The following is a 16,947-nucleotide window of genomic DNA, read 5'->3' as shown; positions in this document are numbered from 1 at the left end:
TACTATTATTCAACTGTATATTTATCGATGATTTCCATAACGCTGTCAAGAGCAGCTCCGTCAGCATGGATATTGAGGTCGATCGGTTTGGATAAATCCAGGCTGAAGATGCCCATGATAGATTTAGCGTCGATCACATATCTTCCGGATACCAGGTCGAAGTCGCAGTCAAATTTGCTGATTTCGTTTACAAATGCTTTCACTTTATCGATAGAGTTAAGTGAGATTTTTGCTGTTTTCATTGTGATATAACCTCCCTAGAATAGTTGTTGTATTGCTTTACAGTACTCATATTAACTGTAGGCTGAATAAAAGTCAAGGTGAAAAAAGAGAAAAATTGGAAGTAGAATTAGTGAAATTGTATAAAAAATAGTAACTGGCTCTGAACAGATACAAAAAATAAAGGGTTTTGGAGGAAAGCATGAAAAAAAAGGTTGCATTACACAATCTTGGTTGTAAAGTGAATGCTTATGAAGTAGAAGCTATGCAGCAGCTTCTGGAACAGGCCGGGTACGAGATCGTGCCTTTTGAACCAGGTGCTGATGTATACGTGATAAATACCTGCACGGTAACGAACATTGCAGACCGTAAATCACGCCAGATGCTCCACAAAGCGAAAAAGATGAATCCAGATGCTGTGGTAGTAGCTACAGGCTGTTATGTCCAGACAGATGAAGGAAAACTGGAAAAGGATGAGGCAGTGGATCTGGTGCTTGGAAACAACCAGAAGAAAAACATTGTGGAAGTTCTTGCAGAATATGAGGAAGCGCATCAGCGGCAGGCACATATTATCAAGATCAATCAGACGAAAGAATACGAAGAACTGGAAATCAGCCGTACAGCAGAGCATGTGCGTGCTTATATCAAGGTTCAGGATGGCTGTAACCAGTTCTGCACATATTGTATCATTCCTTATGCAAGAGGAAGGGTGCGAAGCAGAGAGAAAGAAAATATCTTAAGAGAAGTACACAAGCTTGCCAAGGCTGGCTATAAAGAAGTAGTGCTTACCGGAATCCATCTTAGCTCTTATGGTGTGGATTTCCCAGAGGATAAGAGAGAGACCTTACTTTCCCTGATCCAGGCTGTAAATGAAGTGGAAAGAATCAGAAGAATCCGACTTGGTTCTCTTGAACCGGGCATTGTGACAGAAGAATTTGCCAAAGAGCTGTCTTCCATGCCAAAGGTCTGCCCACATTTCCATCTTTCCCTTCAAAGCGGATGCGATACGACTCTGGAGAGAATGAACCGGAGATACAGAAGCACAGAATATAAAGAAAAATGTGAAATTCTCCGAAAATATTTCAAAAATCCGGCGCTGACTACAGATGTGATCGTCGGCTTCCCAATGGAGACAGAAGAGGATTTCCAGGCATCCTATGACTTTGTGAAAGAGATTCATTTTTATGAGACACATATTTTTAAATACTCCCGTCGTCATGGAACCAAGGCGGCAGCCATGCAAGGACAGCTGACAGAGGCCGAAAAAGGCGTCCGGAGTGACAAAATGCTGGAATTGCACCAGATCCGTGCAACCGAATATGAAAACTCCCTTCTGGGACAGACTCTGGAAGTGCTATTGGAAGAGGAAGTAGAAATAGATGGCAGAATCTACTATCTGGGTCATTCAAGGGAGTATGTGAAGGTAGCAGTGCCAAAAACAGAAAAGTATGGTGTTAACGATATTGTTGCTGTGAAAGTGGAAAATACCTTGCAGCCACATATTTTGTCATGAAAAATGATAATTATATGGAAATTTTTCTGGCCTGGAACAGTTACAAAAAATTAGGATTGTAATTTACCCGTAGTTATATTAAAATAAAAAAGAAATAATCGTAAGGACGTGAGAAAAATGGCAGAAAATAATCTGGGAAGTACACAATATTTCAGAACGAAACCAGATCAGGAGCTTGAAGTAAAGGAAATCCTGGACCTGGTTTATAACGCGATGGAGGAAAAAGGCTATAATCCTGTGAATCAGATCGTAGGCTATATTATGTCCGGTGATCCGACTTATATCACCAGCCATAAAGGGGCCAGAAGCATGATCATGAAGGTTGAGCGTGACGAACTTGTTGAGGAATTGCTGACCGAGTATATTAAGAACAGATCCTGGGAATACTGATTATGAGATTAATGGGATTAGATTATGGCTCAAAGACGGTGGGCGTTGCCGTCAGTGATCCTCTGGGACTGACCGCACAGGGTGTGGAGACAATCTGGCGCAAGCAGGAAAATAAGCTTCGCCAGACAATGGCACGGATCGAAGAACTGATTTCGGAATATCAGGTAGAGCGTATTGTCCTTGGATATCCGAAGAATATGAATAATACCATCGGCGAGCGGGCAGAGAAATCTCTCGAGTTTAAAGAAAAACTGGAGAATCGGACTGGCCTGCCTGTTGTGATGTGGGATGAACGGCTGACCACGGCAGAAGCGGAGCGTACTTTGATGGAGACCGGTGTCAGACGTGAGAACCGGAAGCAGTTCCTTGACCAGATGGCAGCGGTTTTGATCTTACAGGGATATCTGGACAGAATGAGCATGATGAATAAGGAAGAAGAGAATGGAGAAAATTAAATTTCAATCCGAGGACGGGATTATAGAATTTTTTGTGGAAGAACAGACTACAGTGGCAGGAATCACATACCTTCTGGTTTCCGATTCACAGGATGATGAGGCGAATGCCTATATTATGAAAGACGTTTCCGAAGAAGGAAGCGAGGAAGCCAGCTATGAGATGGTAGAAGATGAGGATGAACTGATCGCGATTTCCAAAGTGTTTGAACAGATGCTGGATGACGTGGATCTTGAAGTATAATAGTGCCATTGTTATCAGGCATGATTAGTTAAATCTGGCAGAATGCTCCTTACGCAGGCCGGGTGGACTGGCTTTTTACAAAATAAAGACGCTTTATTCTCGAGCCGTGAATCTGGAGGGTAAAGTGCGCAAAAATGGAGGATGGATCGATTGAAGACGGAAAATGAAATGAACAGCAGCGGGCAGAAGACTCCGGCTGCCGGAAATGGAACAAGAAAACCAAATTTCAGACATAAAAATTACAGATATAAGGCGCAGCCTAAAAAAGAAGGACAAAAACCAGCAGGAGAGGGCAGAAATGCGAAGGGCAATTATAAGCCACAGCTTCGCAGCCAGGGCAAGCCTGCATTAAAAAGACCGCGCAAGAATAACAACGGTTCCAAGCTGAAGATCATACCACTTGGCGGCCTGGAACAGATCGGAATGAATATTACAGCATTTGAGTACGAAGATAGTATAGTAGTAGTGGATTGCGGACTTTCCTTCCCGGAAGATGATATGCTGGGAATTGACCTTGTAATTCCGGATGTAACCTATCTGAAGGAGAATATCTCCAAGGTCAAGGGCTTTGTGATCACCCATGGCCATGAGGATCATATTGGAGCACTTCCGTATATACTGAAGGAAGTAAATGCCCCGATCTATTCTACCAAGCTGACCCTGGCACTGATCAGCAACAAGCTGAAAGAGCACAATCTGACCAAGACTACCAAATTAAAAGAGGTAAAACACGGTCAGGTGATCAATCTGGGCGATTTTGCCATCGAATTTATTAAGACAAACCACAGTATCCAGGATGCTTCCGCACTGGCAATCTATTCCCCTGTGGGAATCGTGGTACACACAGGCGACTTTAAGGTGGATTACACACCTGTATTTGGCGATGCCATTGATCTGCAGAGATTTGCAGAGATCGGACGCAAAGGTGTCCTTGCTGTTATGTGTGACTCTACCAATGCAGAGCGCCCGGGCTTTACCATGTCTGAGCGTACAGTAGGTCATGTTTTTGACAATCTTTTTAATGAATATAAGACAGCACGTATCATTATCGCTACTTTTGCATCTAACGTAGACCGTGTGCAGCAGATCATCAATACAGCATACCGTTTTGGACGTAAGGTAGCAGTAGAAGGCCGCAGTATGGTAAATGTTATTACCACGGCCGCAGAGCTTGGATATTTACGTATTCCGGATCAGACTCTTATCGAGATCGATCAGGTGAAGAATTATCCGGATGAGCAGCTGGTACTGATTACCACCGGAAGCCAGGGTGAATCTATGGCAGCACTTTCCCGTATGGCTGCAAGTATTCATAAGAAGATCACCATCAAGCCGAATGATGCCATTATTTTCAGTTCTCATCCGATTCCGGGCAATGAGAAAGCTGTTTCAAAGGTTATCAATGAACTGTCCATGAAAGGTGCAAAAGTTATTTTCCAGGATGCACACGTATCCGGACATGCATGTCAGGAGGAGATCAAGCTGATCTACTCTCTTGTAAAACCGAAATATGCGATCCCGGTACATGGCGAGTACCGTCACCTTACTGCTCAGAAGCAGGTTGTGGAAGAGCTGGGATATTCCAAGGATAATATTTTTATCCTGAAATCCGGAAATGTTCTGGAGCTGGATGAGAACAGTGCTGCAGTGACAGGTTCTGTGCACACAGGTGCGATCCTGGTAGACGGACTTGGTGTGGGAGATGTTGGAAATATCGTACTTCGGGACAGACAGCACCTTGCAGAGGATGGTATCATGATCGTTGTCATGACGCTTGAGAAGCATAGCAATGTAGTTCTTGCAGGACCGGATATTGTATCCAGAGGTTTCGTATATGTAAGGGAGTCCGAGGATCTTATGGATCATGCAAGGGAAGTGGTGGAACAGGCACTTGATAACTGTCTGGACAGAGGCATTACTGACTGGAGTAAGATTAAGACAGCAGTGAAAGATGCCCTTAGTGATTATGTATGGAAACGGACCAAGAGAAGTCCGATGATCCTTCCGATCATTATGGAAGCATAAGCGGAGGCAGCAATGGATGAAATGAAAGCGTGTATAGATGCTCTTTTAGTAGCTGTACACAATAGTGAAGAGTATCAGGAATTTGAAAAATACAGAGATCTCCTGAAGGAGAATCCGGAGCTTATGAGCAGAGTGGATGCATTCAGGGGGAATAATTTCAGATTACAGAATGAAGCAAACAGAGAAGAGCTGTTCCGTGTTACGGAGCAGCTCAACAGAGAATCCAGGGAGCTTCGAAGAGATCCACTTGTGAATGCATTTCTTGACGCTGAGCTTGCACTTTGTAAGCTTATGCAGAAAATCTGTAAGACACTTACAGAGGGAATTGAACTGGATATTCCGGAGTTGTAAAGGTTCAGAGCCAATAAGGAGTATTGGGGAAATTTACTCTGAACGGTTATCCTGGATTATAAGGAGGAAACATGGGTAATACAAGAGATCAGGTAGGAAAGGCGGGGCTTTTTGTTGCCAGCGGAATTTTCCGTACAGCTTTTTATGTCTGTGTCGCAGTGCTGATCTTCTGGATCGGCAAGTCAGCATATCAATTTGGGTATAATGTTTTTAACCAGCAGGCAGTCAGTCCTGGAGCAGGACAGGAAGTAACCGTGGTGATTCCGGAAGGTTCTTCTACTTATGATGTCGCAAAGATCCTGAAAAGTAAGGGCCTGATCGATGACAGTCTGGTATTTTTTGCGCAGGAGAAGCTTTCTACATATAAGGGGCAGATGAAGGCTGGAACTTATCTTTTAAGTACTGCTTATACTCCGACACGTATTATGGGAATTCTTGCAGGAGATGAAGAACAGACCGGTGTTACACAGGATACAGCTGCCACCACTGATACCCAGACTGCAGATACCGGGACTGCAGATACCCAGACCGCAGATGCAGCTGAGGATGGCACAGCTAAGGAAGGAGAGTCTGCACAGTGATCGTTGAGGAAAGGATGCGTACGTACATCAATTCTCTTGATATGGGGAATACTCCTTTTCTGGAAGAACTGGAAAAAGAAGCTCTTGCAGGAAGGGTGCCCATTATTCGCAAGGAAATGCAGAGCTTTCTGAAAATGTTTCTTGCTGCTACACGTCCTTTAAGTATACTGGAGGTTGGGACTGCTGTAGGTTTTTCCACCTTGCTGATGTGCGAGTACGGACCTGAGAATCTGAAGATAACAACAATCGAAAATTATGAAAAAAGGATTCCCATTGCCAGAGAGAATTTCAAAAAGGCAGGAAGGGAAGAACAAATCCGTTTTCTTACCGGGGACGCAGGCGAGATCCTGAAAGAACTGGAAGGAACATATGATTTTATTTTTATGGATGCTGCCAAGGGGCAGTATATTAACTGGCTGCCGGATGTGCTTCGATTAATGCATGAGGGCAGCATTCTTGTTTCTGATAATGTTCTTCAGGAGGGGGATATTATTGAATCCCATTATCTTGTGGAACGGCGCAACCGTACGATTTACAAACGGATGCGCAGGTATCTCTATGAATTGAAACATAACCCGCTGCTGGAGACTTCGATTCTTCCCTTGGGAGACGGAGCTGCCATCAGCGTAAAGAAAGAGGAGAAGCATGCGTAAACCAGAATTATTAGTTCCGGCAAGCAGTCTTGAAGTTTTGAAGATTGCCACTGTATTCGGAGCAGATGCTGTTTATATCGGAGGAGAGGCTTTTGGTCTTCGTGCCAAGGCCCGTAATTTTTCAAAAGAAGAGATGGCTCAGGGAATCGCGTTTGCCCATAAGCATGGTGTTAAGGTCTATGTGACGGTAAACATTCTTGCACACAATTACGACCTGGCCGGTGTAAGGGAATATCTGAAAGAGCTGAAGGAACTGAAGCCGGATGCCCTGATCATAGCAGATCCAGGTATTTATACTTACGCGAAGGAAATCTGTCCGGAAATCGAGCGGCATATCAGTACCCAGGCAAATAACACCAATTATGAGACTTACCGTTTCTGGTATAATCTTGGGGCGAAACGTGTGGTAAGTGCCCGTGAGCTTTCCCTGGAGGAAATCCGCCAGATCCGTGCCAATATTCCGGAGGATATGGAGATTGAGACCTTTATCCACGGGGCTATGTGCATTTCTTATTCAGGACGTTGCCTCCTCAGCAATTTCCTGGTAGGAAGAGATGCGAACCAGGGTGCTTGTACACATCCCTGCCGCTGGAAATATTCCATCGTGGAAGAGTCGAGACCGGGAGAATATATGCCGGTTTATGAGAATGAACGGGGAACTTATATTTTTAATTCTAAGGATCTTTGTATGATCGAGCATATGGATGATGTGCTTACAAGCGGAATCGACAGCCTGAAGATTGAGGGCCGTATGAAGACTGCTCTTTATGTAGCTACGGTTGCCCGTACCTACCGCAAGGCCATTGATGATTATCTGGAGGATCCTGCGAAGTATCAGGCGAATATGTCCTGGTATCAGGAGCAGATTGCCGGATGCACTTACCGGAAGTTTACGACTGGATTTTTCTATGGGAAACCAAACCAGGAAGCTCAGATTTATGATAATAATACTTATGAGAAGGGATATACGTATCTCGGATTTGCAGAGGCCATTGACGAGAGGGGCTATGTCCAGATCACGCAGAGAAACAAATTTACGGTAGGCGAGATCATTGAGATCATGAAGCCGGATGGAACCAATTTGCAGGTTCCGGTTAAGGCAATCTATGATGAGGAGGGCAATTCAGTAGAAAGCGCTCCCCATCCGCAGCAGAAGCTGTTTGTAGACCTTGGCGGCGAGGTACAGGTTTATGATATCCTCCGCCGTAGTGAAGGATAAATACAAACTGTATTTTACATGGGCTGTTTTGTCTTGCCTTGTATTTTACAGGTAAGGAGAATGTTGGATTAAATAAATCATGTTTCAGGAAAAAGCGTCCGCAGTTTCTGCAGGGCGTTTTTTTCAATTCGGGAAACATAGGAACGGCTGATGTGAAGCTGATGGGCAATTTCACGCTGGGTCTGTTCCCTTTGCCCGAAAAGTCCATAACGGGAGCAGATTACCTGATATTCCATCTTGGACAGGACAAATTTCAAAGAATTAAGCAAATGACGGATATCTTCCCGTGTGGAGTACTCCTCCACAACATCCACCGCAGGACCTTCTATTACATCCAGAAGACTGATTTCATTTCCTTCTTTGTCTGTTCCGATAGGCTCATATAAGGAAATTTCTCTGGCATGTTTTTTTCTTGAACGAAGTAACATCAGCAGCTCATTGTTGATGCATTTTCCGGCATATGTGGACAGCCGGGCTGTTTTTTCAGGGTTAAAAGTAGAGATTGCTTTCATAAGACCGATGGTTCCGATGGAAATCAGATCGTCCAGTTCCAGATCCGTTCCCTGATATTTTTTTACCACATGGGCAACAAGCCGCAGATTACGTTCTATGAGAATATTTTTCGCTTCCATATCGCCCCTTTGGTACTGCGCAAGATAATACCGCTCCTCGGCTATTGTCAAAGGTTTCATAAAAGTCTTCAAATCGCTACCTCAAAGGGGAGTTTTATATATTTTATGAAGAAAGCTTGCCAGAAGTGCTTTTCAGCAGATGGAAAAAACATTTTCAGAACTTTACCATAAATTTAAATTGTGCTACTATTATGGAATACAAAGAAATTTAAGTGCTTAAAATGGAGACGGAACTATGCTGAATATTGCAATCGTAGAAGATGAAGAGAATTACAGAAATATTCTATACGAATATCTGAAGCGCTATGAACAGGAAAATAACGAAGAGGTTCAGATCTCTGTTTTTGCAGATGGTGATGAGATCGTAGAGAATTATTCTGCAAAATACGATATTATTTTAATGGATATTGAAATGCAGTTTATGAATGGAATGGATGCGGCAAAAAAAATCCGGGAATCTGACCGGGAGGTTATCATCATTTTTATAACTAATATGGTACAATATGCAATCCAGGGGTATGAGGTAGATGCACTGGATTATGTCCTGAAACCAATTTCTTATTTTGCTTTTTCACAGAAAATCTTAAGAGCGGTAGGACGAATGAAGAAAAGAGTAGAGCGGTATATTCATATTATTTCTAAAAACGGAGTGGACAAAGTACCGGTATCTGAAATCAGCTGGATTGAAAGCGAAGGGCACAGACTGATTTATCATACCCGGAATCAGGTTTATGAATCAACGATTCGTTCCATGAAGGAAATAGAGAACGAATTAAAGGATTGTAATTTCTTTCGATGCAATAAGGGATATCTGGTAAATCTGGCACATGTGAGGGCAATACGGGATGGATGGGCAATTTTGTCAAATGGCCAGGTAATGATCAGCAGATCCAAGAAAACAGAATTTCAAAAGGCATTGACGACTTATGCAGGAGAAAATGTAAAATAATGGATAGTGTAACGGCAATCAGGGATATACCCAAAATATATACTGCACTTGCAGAATGGCTTTCCTGTATGGTTTATCTTGTGATTATGCGAAAGGGAAATCCATTTTCCAAAAAAGAATGGCTGGTATCTGGGGGAACACTGATACTACTGGCCATGATTCAGGTGGCGATTGGTGCGGCTCCTTTGATGTTCTGGATTCCAGGGATGATCGTGGCTGTGACAGTTATGTATGGATTTTTCATTTTGTGCGGAAAAAGCAATCGGATCACTGCTGGCTATTGGTTGGTAAGAGCTTTTGTTCTGGCAGAAATGATGGCATCACTGGAATGGCAGATTTCTTATTTTATAACGGAAAACCTGATTACAGCTACCAGGGTGTTTGAACACGGTTTTATGCTGGCAGTGTACATAGCAGGAGCTGCTGGAATTTATTTTGTGGAAAGCAGACAGGAACATATTCTGGATGGTGCTACGGCTAAGGAGCTGCTGACTACAGCTATACTGGGAATTGTGTGTTTTTGTCTGAGTAATTTAAGCTATGTTTATTCGAATACGCCATTTAGCAGTCCTTTTGCAAGAGAGGCGTTTAATATCCGGACGCTGATCGATGTTGGGGGATATGCGTTTTTGCTGGCCTATCATCTGCAGCTTTCGGAAGCACATATGAAAAAAGAATTGTCTGCGATACAGAATATTCTGCGGACACAATATTCCCAATACCGTTTATCCCAGGAAAGTATTGATACTATCAATCATAAATATCATGATCTGAAGCATCAGATCAATATATTGCGTCAGGAGAAAAATCCGGACAAGAAAGAAGCTTATCTGGAGGAAATTGAACAGGGAATCAAAGACTATGAATCCATGTTTAAAACAGGAAATGGTGTACTGGATACATTGCTTACCGGAACCAGCTTTAAATGTACCAGACGTGACATTACTTTCACCTGTGTAGCAGATGGAACATTGCTGAATCATATTTATGTCATGGATCTGTGTACGATTTTCGGAAATGCACTGGACAATGCGATTGAACATGTGATACAGATTGAGGACAAAGAAAAAAGACTGATTCACGTGACGGTATCCAAAATGGCAGAATTTGTTTTGATCCGGTTTGAAAATTATCTGCAGGAGGAACTGAAAATAGAAAATGGACTTCCGTCAACCACAAAAAAGGATAAAGCCAATCATGGTTTTGGACTGAAAAGTATTCGGTATTCTGTAGAAAAATATCATGGAACAATGGAGATAAAAGCGGAGAATCACTGGGTTACCATTAATATACTGATTCCTCTTCCTCCACAGGAAAAAGTTGAACATTAAAAGACAGAAATTTAAAACAGAACGGCAAAAGGAGAAAAGCGTTTCTTCTTTTGCCTTTTTTGTAGAAAGAAACATTTTATGAAATAAAAAATCCGTTTATGAAATGGGTAAACCAATAGAGGGAAAATATGTTAGGATGATCTTGCACGAAGGAAAGGAGGAATATTTTGAAGTATCTTTCAGAAAAATGGAAGGGCTTTGTAAAGAAAAATCCGAGACTGGCGAAATGGGTGCGGGAAGGTGGCTTGTATGTGGTCGTTTGTAATCTGATCACGGTTTTTAAGTATCTGCTGCTGCAGTTTCTTCCCTATGCATTTCAAAATCTGCCGGTGGTTGATTTTGGATTTCCGGGAAAAGAGATCACCTTGTTAGGGGAGACTTTCAAGTGGAATATAATTGGATATGATGCGTCTCATGGGGGACTGCCCTATTTTTGTGCATATATGATTGCGATGTTTGCAGGAGAGTGTGTGAATTTTCCAATACAGAGAAATTTTGTCTTTCGAAGTAAGGGAAATATCGTGTATCAGGGACTGGCGTATCTTGTTTCTTTTGGTGTCGTAACCTGTATTGTCAACTCAGTTAATTGTATCTGGGTGGCAGTTGCCGGAAGCTATGTGCCAAGTTTTCTTTACAATATTGGCACCACTGTTTTAAATGGCGGTGTGTCCATGGTAATTTTCTTTGTGGTGAATAAGATCATTTTTGCACCAGATAAGGAGGCATTATGATAAAAAATAAAAAAAGGAGGGAAAAAGTGAAGAAGCAAGCCGTGAATCCGTATTTGCCTCAATATGAATACATTCCGGATGGAGAGCCGTATGTATTTGGAAATCGGGTTTATGTATATGGGTCCCATGACAGATTTAATTTTCCCATGTTTTGTGCAAATGATTATGTGTGCTATTCAGCTCCGAAAGGCGATCTGTCAGACTGGCGGTACGAAGGCGTTATTTATCGCAGAAACCAGGATCCTAAAAATAAACTGGGGCTTCGGCTGCTGTTTGCGCCAGATGTTGTAGTTGGTGCTGATGGAAGATATTATCTTTATTATGCATTCGATTTTATGGGAATCATGGGGGTTGCGGTAAGTGACTACCCTGCAGGACCTTATGAGTTTTATGGGCATGTGCATTATAAGGATGGCACGGTATGGGGGAGAAAAAAAGGAGACTCTTTTCCATTTGATCCCGGGGTTCTTGTAGATGATGATGGGAAAGTTTATTTGTATTCCGGATTTTATACGCCAATTCCAGCTGTTGTAACCGGCTTTCACAAACTCAAAAGTGAGGGCGGCTATGTGTTGGAGCTGGAAAAAGATATGGTAACCATTAAAACACCGGAAAAACTATTGTTTCCTAAGCAGGGAACCGGCTCATTTTTTAACCATGAATTTTTTGAGGCAAGTTCAATCCGGAAATATGATGGAAAATATTATTTTGTTTATTCATCAAGGGTAAACCATGAGTTATGTTATGCAGTCAGCGATTCTCCTACAGAAGGCTTTGTGTACAAGGGAACACTGATCAGCAATGGAGATATTTTTCCTACGAGACATATGGAAGAAAAAGATGCGAAAAATTATATTGGCAATAACCATGGTGGAATGTTAAAAATAGACAGTCAATACTATATTTTCTATCACAGGCAGACAAACCAGAATTCTTATTCCAGACAGGCTTGTGCAGAGCCGCTTATCAGAAATGAAAACGGTGAATTTCTGCAGGCGGAAATGACCAGCTGTGGCTTAAATGGCGGACCGCTTCGGGGAGAAGGCATCTACGAAGCCAGAATCGCTTGTCATTTATGGGCAAAAGAGGGAACAGGAAGATATGATATAGGAAAACCGAAAAAAAAGCTGAAAGATCATCCTTATTTTACACAGGACAAAAAGGATGGGGATGTGAATGCCAGACAGTATATTGCTAATATGCAGGATGGCGCAGTAGCTGGGTTTAAATACTTCGAAATTTCTGATCCAACTGGTATAACCATAGAATTGCGTGGTCATGGAAATGGAGAAATGCAGGTTTCGGATACGGCAAGCTTTGAAAATTGCGTACATATTCCGGTGAAGGTAAATTCTTCTGAATATAGCAGATTTAGTGGAAACATGCTTAACTATGTAGGAAATGTATGGGCTGGATCCTGTAAGGAACTGCTTCAGACTGTACTGCGCGACGAATGGGGCTTTGTTGGATCTACAGTTTCTGACTGGTTCAACGGAACAACTGACGGTATTATGTATGCAAATGCAGCAATCAGAACCGGAGGAGATAAAATGCTGAGTTCTGCCGGTGATGCAAAGGCATATGCGACAGATGTGGAAAATCCTGGAACTGTAACGGCTATGCGTCAGGCTTGCCATAATATTCTTTACAGTCTTGCTAATTCCAATGCTATGGATGAACGGAATATGAAGACACCGGGATGGGTAATGATAGTCAGAACAGCTGATGTTGTTATTGTATTGCTTCTTGCATTGTGGGAAGTACTGACAATCTGCTCCTATAGAAAAAGAAACAAAAAGAAATAAGGGTATAGAAGTAAGATAAAAAATTACGAAAAGCTTTCGCAGCAGGGCAGCTTTACGGCGGCCCGGCGCGAAAGCTTTTTCGTTATAAGGAAACCAGAGCATGTCTGAAACCAGGCTTTTGTATCCACAGATCCTTTTTACAATATTTACATTGAAATAAAGGGGGAAAATCATTATAATAATGAAAGAGTAACTGCTGATTGCGAGGAAAGCAGTAACGTCGCAAGAATACGAAAGACGTAAGGTGAATGATTTTGAAAAAAAAGATCGAACAGCTTTTAAACGGAAATTTTGAATATGAACAGCCGCAGCTTGTATTTTCGAAAGAAAAAATTTCCCTGAGGATGAAGGCAGGAGAGACCAAACGGGGTGAGGTATATGTGGGGACAGAGGATAACCGTAAGATCCGCGGTTATGTGACCTCTTCCAGCCGCCGGTTAGTACCGGCAATGGACCATATTTCAGGGACTACCGTGCGCCTTCCATTTGGCGTGGATACCGTAGGTCTTGCACCTGGTGACAGTCTGAAGGGCTGGCTGTGCTTTACTACAAATGTGGGAGAAGCCCGTCTTCCATTTGAAGTGGAAATTGAGAAAGAAGAGATCCGCAGCTTTTCCGGTGTTGTGGAAGATCTGGATGGGTTTGCACAGATTGCGAAGGATGATTTTAAAGAGGCATTCCGCATTTTTAAGGATGGCAGTTTTGCCAGGATCCTGGAAAAAGAAGACCAGAAGATCCAGACCTTATATCAGGGATTTTCCAGGCAGCCTGTAACCTACCAGCATCTTGAGGAATTTCTGATTGCCGCTGGCAGGAAAGAAAAAGTGCTTATAAGTGCCAGGGATGTGGCAAAAGAATATTACGAACTGAATGATTCGGTAAAGGAATCTTTTTACATTCAGAGAAGCGGATGGGGACATCTGCGTCTTGATGTGGAAACATATGGCGATTTTCTTGAAGTTCCCCGTAAGGTAGTGACAGATGAAGATTTTCTCGGAAGCCACTACGAGGTGGAATATCTGGTCCACAGGGAGAAGCTTGGAAGTGGAAACCAGTTCGGCAGGATCGTGGTGAAAAGTCCTTATCAGGAGCTTACTTACACGATTGTTGCTTCTACAGGCAGTAAGCTGGATGTGGATATCCGTATTGCGCAGGAGAAAAGCAAGCTGGAACTTCTGAAAGACTGCCTGGCTTATCTGTGCTATGAAACTGCTGCTGCCAGTTGTCTGACGGGGAAAGAGAATCCTGCAGCGAAGGGCTGGATGGATTTTTCCACATGGAGTGCAAGCAGTCATTATATTCTGAACCAGCTGCACCAGTCTGGCTGTGATTATCCGGAATACCAGATGTATGAGGCCTTCCTTTTGTATATGGAGAATCATCATGAAGACGCAAGGAAGCTTCTGGAGAGCTATCAGGACAAATCTTATACAAGAGATGACCTGGAGTTTGCAGGAATTTACCTGTATCTGTGTACGTTAACTGGATTGTATAAAGATAAAGTCCATGCGGTGTCCAGAATCCGTAACTTCTATATGCAGAAAAGTGACAGCTTTGCCCTGTTATGGATCCTTCTGAAACTGGATCCGGCATATAAGGAGACTCCTTCCAAGGCTTTGTTTGTGCTGGAAGAGCAGTTTGACAAGGGCTGCAGGAGTCCGTTCCTTTATCTGGAGGCATGGAAAATTATCTGTAAGGATATGACACTTCTCCACAGGCTGAACAGCTTCTGGGGACAGGTGTTCCGTTTTGCTGCGAGAAGAAACCTTCTCACAGAAGAACTGGTAATGCGTCTTGCATATCTTTCAGGATATGAGAAAGACTATAATGAGAGTATTTACCAGGCAATGACAAAAGGCTATGATCAGTATTCTTCGGATGATACCCTGGAAGCTATCTGTAAGTATGTGATGAAGGGAAACCCAAGGAAAACGGAATATTTCCGCTGGTTTTCCCTTGCAGTGGAGCATGGCCTGCGTCTCACAAGGCTTTATGAGTATTATGTGGAGACCATGGATACCTCCAGGCGGATCGAGCTGCCAAAGGCCCTTTTGATGTACTTTACCTATAACAGTGATTCACTGGGAGATTCCAAGAGGGCATTCATCTATTCCTGTATTATCGCGAATAAAGAGAAAGAGCCTGCTGCATACGAACGCTATATGCAGAGTATGCGGGAGTTTGCGAAGAAAAAGCTGTCTGAGGGCAAAATGAATGAAAGCTATGCAGTTCTGTATCAGGAGTTCCTTCTTAGCCCCAGGACCAAAGAGGCAGCAGATCCTATAGCACAGAGGATGTTTACCCATCGGTTGTATTTTGATGACAAAAAGGTCCGCTATGTGATCGTGCGGCATAGTCAGATGGAGCTGGAAGAGATTTATACCTGTGTCCAGGGAGTGGCATATCCAAGAATTTATACAGAAGATGCCGCTATTCTTTTCCAGGATGATAAACAGCGCAGATACAGTGCGACGGTAGATTACAGTCTTAAGAAAACCATGGATGAAGAAGAGGCAGTTAAGAAAGTATTGTCCCTTGGCGTAACAGAGCCAGGTGTGCTTCTTCATTATTGTGAAAGCCATGAACTGGATAAAAACAATCTGGACATTTTCCAGAGACTGGTGAAATCAGATGCCTTTTGCATGGAATATAAACAGAAGGTCCGCCACAGAATCCTGGATTATTATGCAGAGCATGTATTCGGCGAAGACCTTGACCAATACCTGAAGCAGATGGACTACCGGGAATATGCCCGGGTGGACAGACAGAAGCTTCTGGAGGTTCTTATAAGCCGTAGTTTATTTTCCCAGGCACAGGGAATCATCGAGGAATTTGGCTATGAAGCTGTGGATATGAGAAGCCTCCTTAAGCTTGTCAGCCGTATGATCGTGCGTTGTGATATGCTGGAAGATGAGGAGCTTCTTGCCCTTGCTTCGGATGTGTACAGAAATGGTTTTTATGATGAGGTAACCCTTACTTATCTGATGAAATACCGTTTCGGCCCTATGGACGAAATCTTTTCCATCTGGAAAAGTGCGGTTGGCTTCGAGCTGGATACCTACGACCTGGAAGAGAAGATCCTTCAGCTTCTTATGTTTACAGCAGATTACCGCAAGGAAGGGGAGCATGTGCTGGAGTCCTATATCCGTCATTCCGGAAGGGAATGGATCGTAAGTGGTTACCTGACTCATGTTTCCTACGGTATTTTTGTAAAAGAGTATACCATGAGTCCCTTTGTGAAAAACTGTCTGATAAATGCTTATATGCAGAAATGGCCGGTGAACGAAGTGTGCCATCTTGCCCTGTTTAAAGAGCTTTCCAGGGAAAAAGGCAGAAATGAGACTCTTCTTTCCATAGAAAAAGAGCTTCTTAAGATGTGTATGGAGAAAGAAATGGTATTTTCTTTCTTCCACCGACTCCCAACGGAAATTTTAAGTCTGTATCAGATGGATGATAAAACCTGCGTGGAGTATCATACGGATCCGAAGGCGAAGGTGACTCTTGTGTACGCTCTGGATACAGGTCTTGGCAGAAAGCTGGAATACAAAACAGAGCCTCTTAAGAATGTATACCAGGGGATTTTTACCAAACCATTTACCATGTTCTACGGGGAAACCCTGCACTACTATTTCCTGGAAGAATGTGACGGACAGACGAAAAAATCACCGGAGAGAGTGCTGAATATGAGCAAGGTGGAAGGCACACCGTTCAGCAAATACCAGATGATCAACCAGATCCTGTCTGCAAGGAAGCTGGACAAGCATGATGAGGTGAAAAAAGCGCTGAAGCAGTATCTCCGCCAGGAACAATATGTGAAAGAAATGTTTGTCATTACAGAAGAGGACTGAATAT

16 protein-coding genes are annotated in these 16,947 nt (G+C 42.9%); 14 read left to right on the top strand and 2 right to left on the bottom strand.

From position 1 onward, the window contains the following. Positions 1–5: 5 nt before the first annotated feature. Positions 6–242 carry an HPr family phosphocarrier protein gene (locus ACTQWB_RS14475; protein WP_021925019.1) on the bottom strand — a complete coding sequence of 79 codons (237 nt, stop codon included), beginning with the start codon at positions 240–242 and terminating at the stop codon, positions 6–8. Positions 243–421: 179 nt separating this feature from the next. On the opposite strand from ACTQWB_RS14475, the gene mtaB reads away from it, so the two are divergent. The 9 genes from mtaB (at position 422) to ACTQWB_RS14430 (ending at position 7,647) form a co-directional block, all read left to right on the top strand. Beyond that, the gene (gene mtaB, locus ACTQWB_RS14470; protein WP_441502155.1) at positions 422–1,732 is read left to right on the top strand and encodes a tRNA (N(6)-L-threonylcarbamoyladenosine(37)-C(2))-methylthiotransferase MtaB; all 1,311 of its coding nucleotides are present in this window, start codon (positions 422–424) and stop codon (positions 1,730–1,732) included. 117 nt (positions 1,733–1,849) lie between these two features. After that, entirely contained in the window at positions 1,850–2,122 is a 273-nt protein-coding gene (locus ACTQWB_RS14465; protein ID WP_021925017.1) for an IreB family regulatory phosphoprotein, read from the top strand. A gap of 2 nt (positions 2,123–2,124) precedes the next feature. Then, positions 2,125–2,577, top strand: coding sequence for a Holliday junction resolvase RuvX (gene ruvX, locus ACTQWB_RS14460; protein ID WP_441502154.1), 453 nt, complete (start codon positions 2,125–2,127; stop codon positions 2,575–2,577). Then, positions 2,564–2,818: a DUF1292 domain-containing protein gene (locus ACTQWB_RS14455; protein WP_441502153.1), complete on the top strand. Its 255-nt coding sequence runs from the start codon at positions 2,564–2,566 to the stop codon at positions 2,816–2,818. Before ruvX ends, ACTQWB_RS14455 begins: the two co-directional genes overlap by 14 nt. 141 nt (positions 2,819–2,959) lie before the next feature. Further along, the gene (locus ACTQWB_RS14450) at positions 2,960–4,843 is read left to right on the top strand and encodes a ribonuclease J (protein ID WP_441502152.1); all 1,884 of its coding nucleotides are present in this window, start codon (positions 2,960–2,962) and stop codon (positions 4,841–4,843) included. Positions 4,844–4,855: 12 nt separating this feature from the next. Beyond that, positions 4,856–5,194 (top strand): YlbF family regulator, encoded by a 339-nt coding sequence (locus ACTQWB_RS14445; RefSeq protein WP_441502151.1) that lies wholly within the window; start codon positions 4,856–4,858, stop codon positions 5,192–5,194. 71 nt (positions 5,195–5,265) lie between these two features. Beyond that, positions 5,266–5,775: an endolytic transglycosylase MltG gene (locus tag ACTQWB_RS14440; protein ID WP_441502150.1), complete on the top strand. Its 510-nt coding sequence runs from the start codon at positions 5,266–5,268 to the stop codon at positions 5,773–5,775. Next, the gene (locus tag ACTQWB_RS14435) at positions 5,772–6,428 is read left to right on the top strand and encodes an O-methyltransferase (RefSeq protein WP_441502149.1); all 657 of its coding nucleotides are present in this window, start codon (positions 5,772–5,774) and stop codon (positions 6,426–6,428) included. The genes ACTQWB_RS14440 and ACTQWB_RS14435 overlap by 4 nt, the downstream gene beginning before the upstream one ends. Next, positions 6,421–7,647 carry a peptidase U32 family protein gene (locus ACTQWB_RS14430; protein ID WP_441502148.1) on the top strand — a complete coding sequence of 409 codons (1,227 nt, stop codon included), beginning with the start codon at positions 6,421–6,423 and terminating at the stop codon, positions 7,645–7,647. The genes ACTQWB_RS14435 and ACTQWB_RS14430 overlap by 8 nt, the downstream gene beginning before the upstream one ends. Positions 7,648–7,724: 77 nt before the next feature. On the opposite strand, the gene sigK is transcribed toward ACTQWB_RS14430, so the two are convergent. Continuing rightward, positions 7,725–8,351, bottom strand: coding sequence for an RNA polymerase sporulation sigma factor SigK (sigK, locus tag ACTQWB_RS14425; RefSeq protein WP_441502147.1), 627 nt, complete (start codon positions 8,349–8,351; stop codon positions 7,725–7,727). 163 nt (positions 8,352–8,514) lie between these two features. Between sigK and ACTQWB_RS14420 the strand changes: the two genes are divergently transcribed. From ACTQWB_RS14420 to ACTQWB_RS14400, 5 genes are all read left to right on the top strand, one after another. Then, a complete protein-coding gene (locus tag ACTQWB_RS14420) occupies positions 8,515–9,228 on the top strand; it encodes a LytR/AlgR family response regulator transcription factor (RefSeq protein WP_441502146.1) in 714 nt (237 codons plus the stop codon). Further along, on the top strand, positions 9,228–10,559 hold the full coding sequence (locus tag ACTQWB_RS14415; RefSeq protein WP_441502145.1) for an ATP-binding protein: 1,332 nt from the start codon (positions 9,228–9,230) through the stop codon (positions 10,557–10,559). The genes ACTQWB_RS14420 and ACTQWB_RS14415 overlap by 1 nt, the downstream gene beginning before the upstream one ends. Positions 10,560–10,726: 167 nt before the next feature. After that, positions 10,727–11,290 (top strand): hypothetical protein, encoded by a 564-nt coding sequence (locus ACTQWB_RS14410; RefSeq protein ID WP_441502144.1) that lies wholly within the window; start codon positions 10,727–10,729, stop codon positions 11,288–11,290. Continuing rightward, the gene (locus tag ACTQWB_RS14405; protein ID WP_441514612.1) at positions 11,287–13,095 is read left to right on the top strand and encodes a family 43 glycosylhydrolase; all 1,809 of its coding nucleotides are present in this window, start codon (positions 11,287–11,289) and stop codon (positions 13,093–13,095) included. Before ACTQWB_RS14410 ends, ACTQWB_RS14405 begins: the two co-directional genes overlap by 4 nt. 254 nt (positions 13,096–13,349) lie before the next feature. Then, positions 13,350–16,943, top strand: coding sequence for a DUF5717 family protein (locus ACTQWB_RS14400; RefSeq protein ID WP_441502142.1), 3,594 nt, complete (start codon positions 13,350–13,352; stop codon positions 16,941–16,943). Positions 16,944–16,947: the final 4 nt, after the last annotated feature.

Source organism: Blautia sp. HCP3S3_H10_2, assembly GCF_052122375.1.
In the GTDB taxonomy this organism is placed as follows: Bacteria; Bacillota; Clostridia; order Lachnospirales; family Lachnospiraceae; genus Blautia_A.
This window is presented reverse-complemented; position numbering and strand designations above follow the sequence as displayed.

Bases quoted from the DNA above. Each gene is read 5' to 3' on its own strand.
- ACTQWB_RS14475 (WP_021925019.1), bottom strand. From the start codon at position 242: ATGAAAACAGCAAAAATCTCACTTAACTCTATCGATAAAGTGAAAGCA.
- ACTQWB_RS14465 (WP_021925017.1), top strand. From the start codon at position 1,850: ATGGCAGAAAATAATCTGGGAAGTACACAATATTTCAGAACGAAACCA.
- ACTQWB_RS14430 (WP_441502148.1), top strand. From the start codon at position 6,421: ATGCGTAAACCAGAATTATTAGTTCCGGCAAGCAGTCTTGAAGTTTTG.
- ruvX (WP_441502154.1), top strand. From the start codon at position 2,125: ATGAGATTAATGGGATTAGATTATGGCTCAAAGACGGTGGGCGTTGCC.
- ACTQWB_RS14450 (WP_441502152.1), top strand. From the start codon at position 2,960: ATGGATCGATTGAAGACGGAAAATGAAATGAACAGCAGCGGGCAGAAG.
- ACTQWB_RS14415 (WP_441502145.1), top strand. From the start codon at position 9,228: ATGGATAGTGTAACGGCAATCAGGGATATACCCAAAATATATACTGCA.
- ACTQWB_RS14445 (WP_441502151.1), top strand. From the start codon at position 4,856: ATGGATGAAATGAAAGCGTGTATAGATGCTCTTTTAGTAGCTGTACAC.
- ACTQWB_RS14455 (WP_441502153.1), top strand. From the start codon at position 2,564: ATGGAGAAAATTAAATTTCAATCCGAGGACGGGATTATAGAATTTTTT.
- mtaB (WP_441502155.1), top strand. From the start codon at position 422: ATGAAAAAAAAGGTTGCATTACACAATCTTGGTTGTAAAGTGAATGCT.
- ACTQWB_RS14420 (WP_441502146.1), top strand. From the start codon at position 8,515: ATGCTGAATATTGCAATCGTAGAAGATGAAGAGAATTACAGAAATATT.
- ACTQWB_RS14405 (WP_441514612.1), top strand. From the start codon at position 11,287: ATGATAAAAAATAAAAAAAGGAGGGAAAAAGTGAAGAAGCAAGCCGTG.
- ACTQWB_RS14440 (WP_441502150.1), top strand. From the start codon at position 5,266: ATGGGTAATACAAGAGATCAGGTAGGAAAGGCGGGGCTTTTTGTTGCC.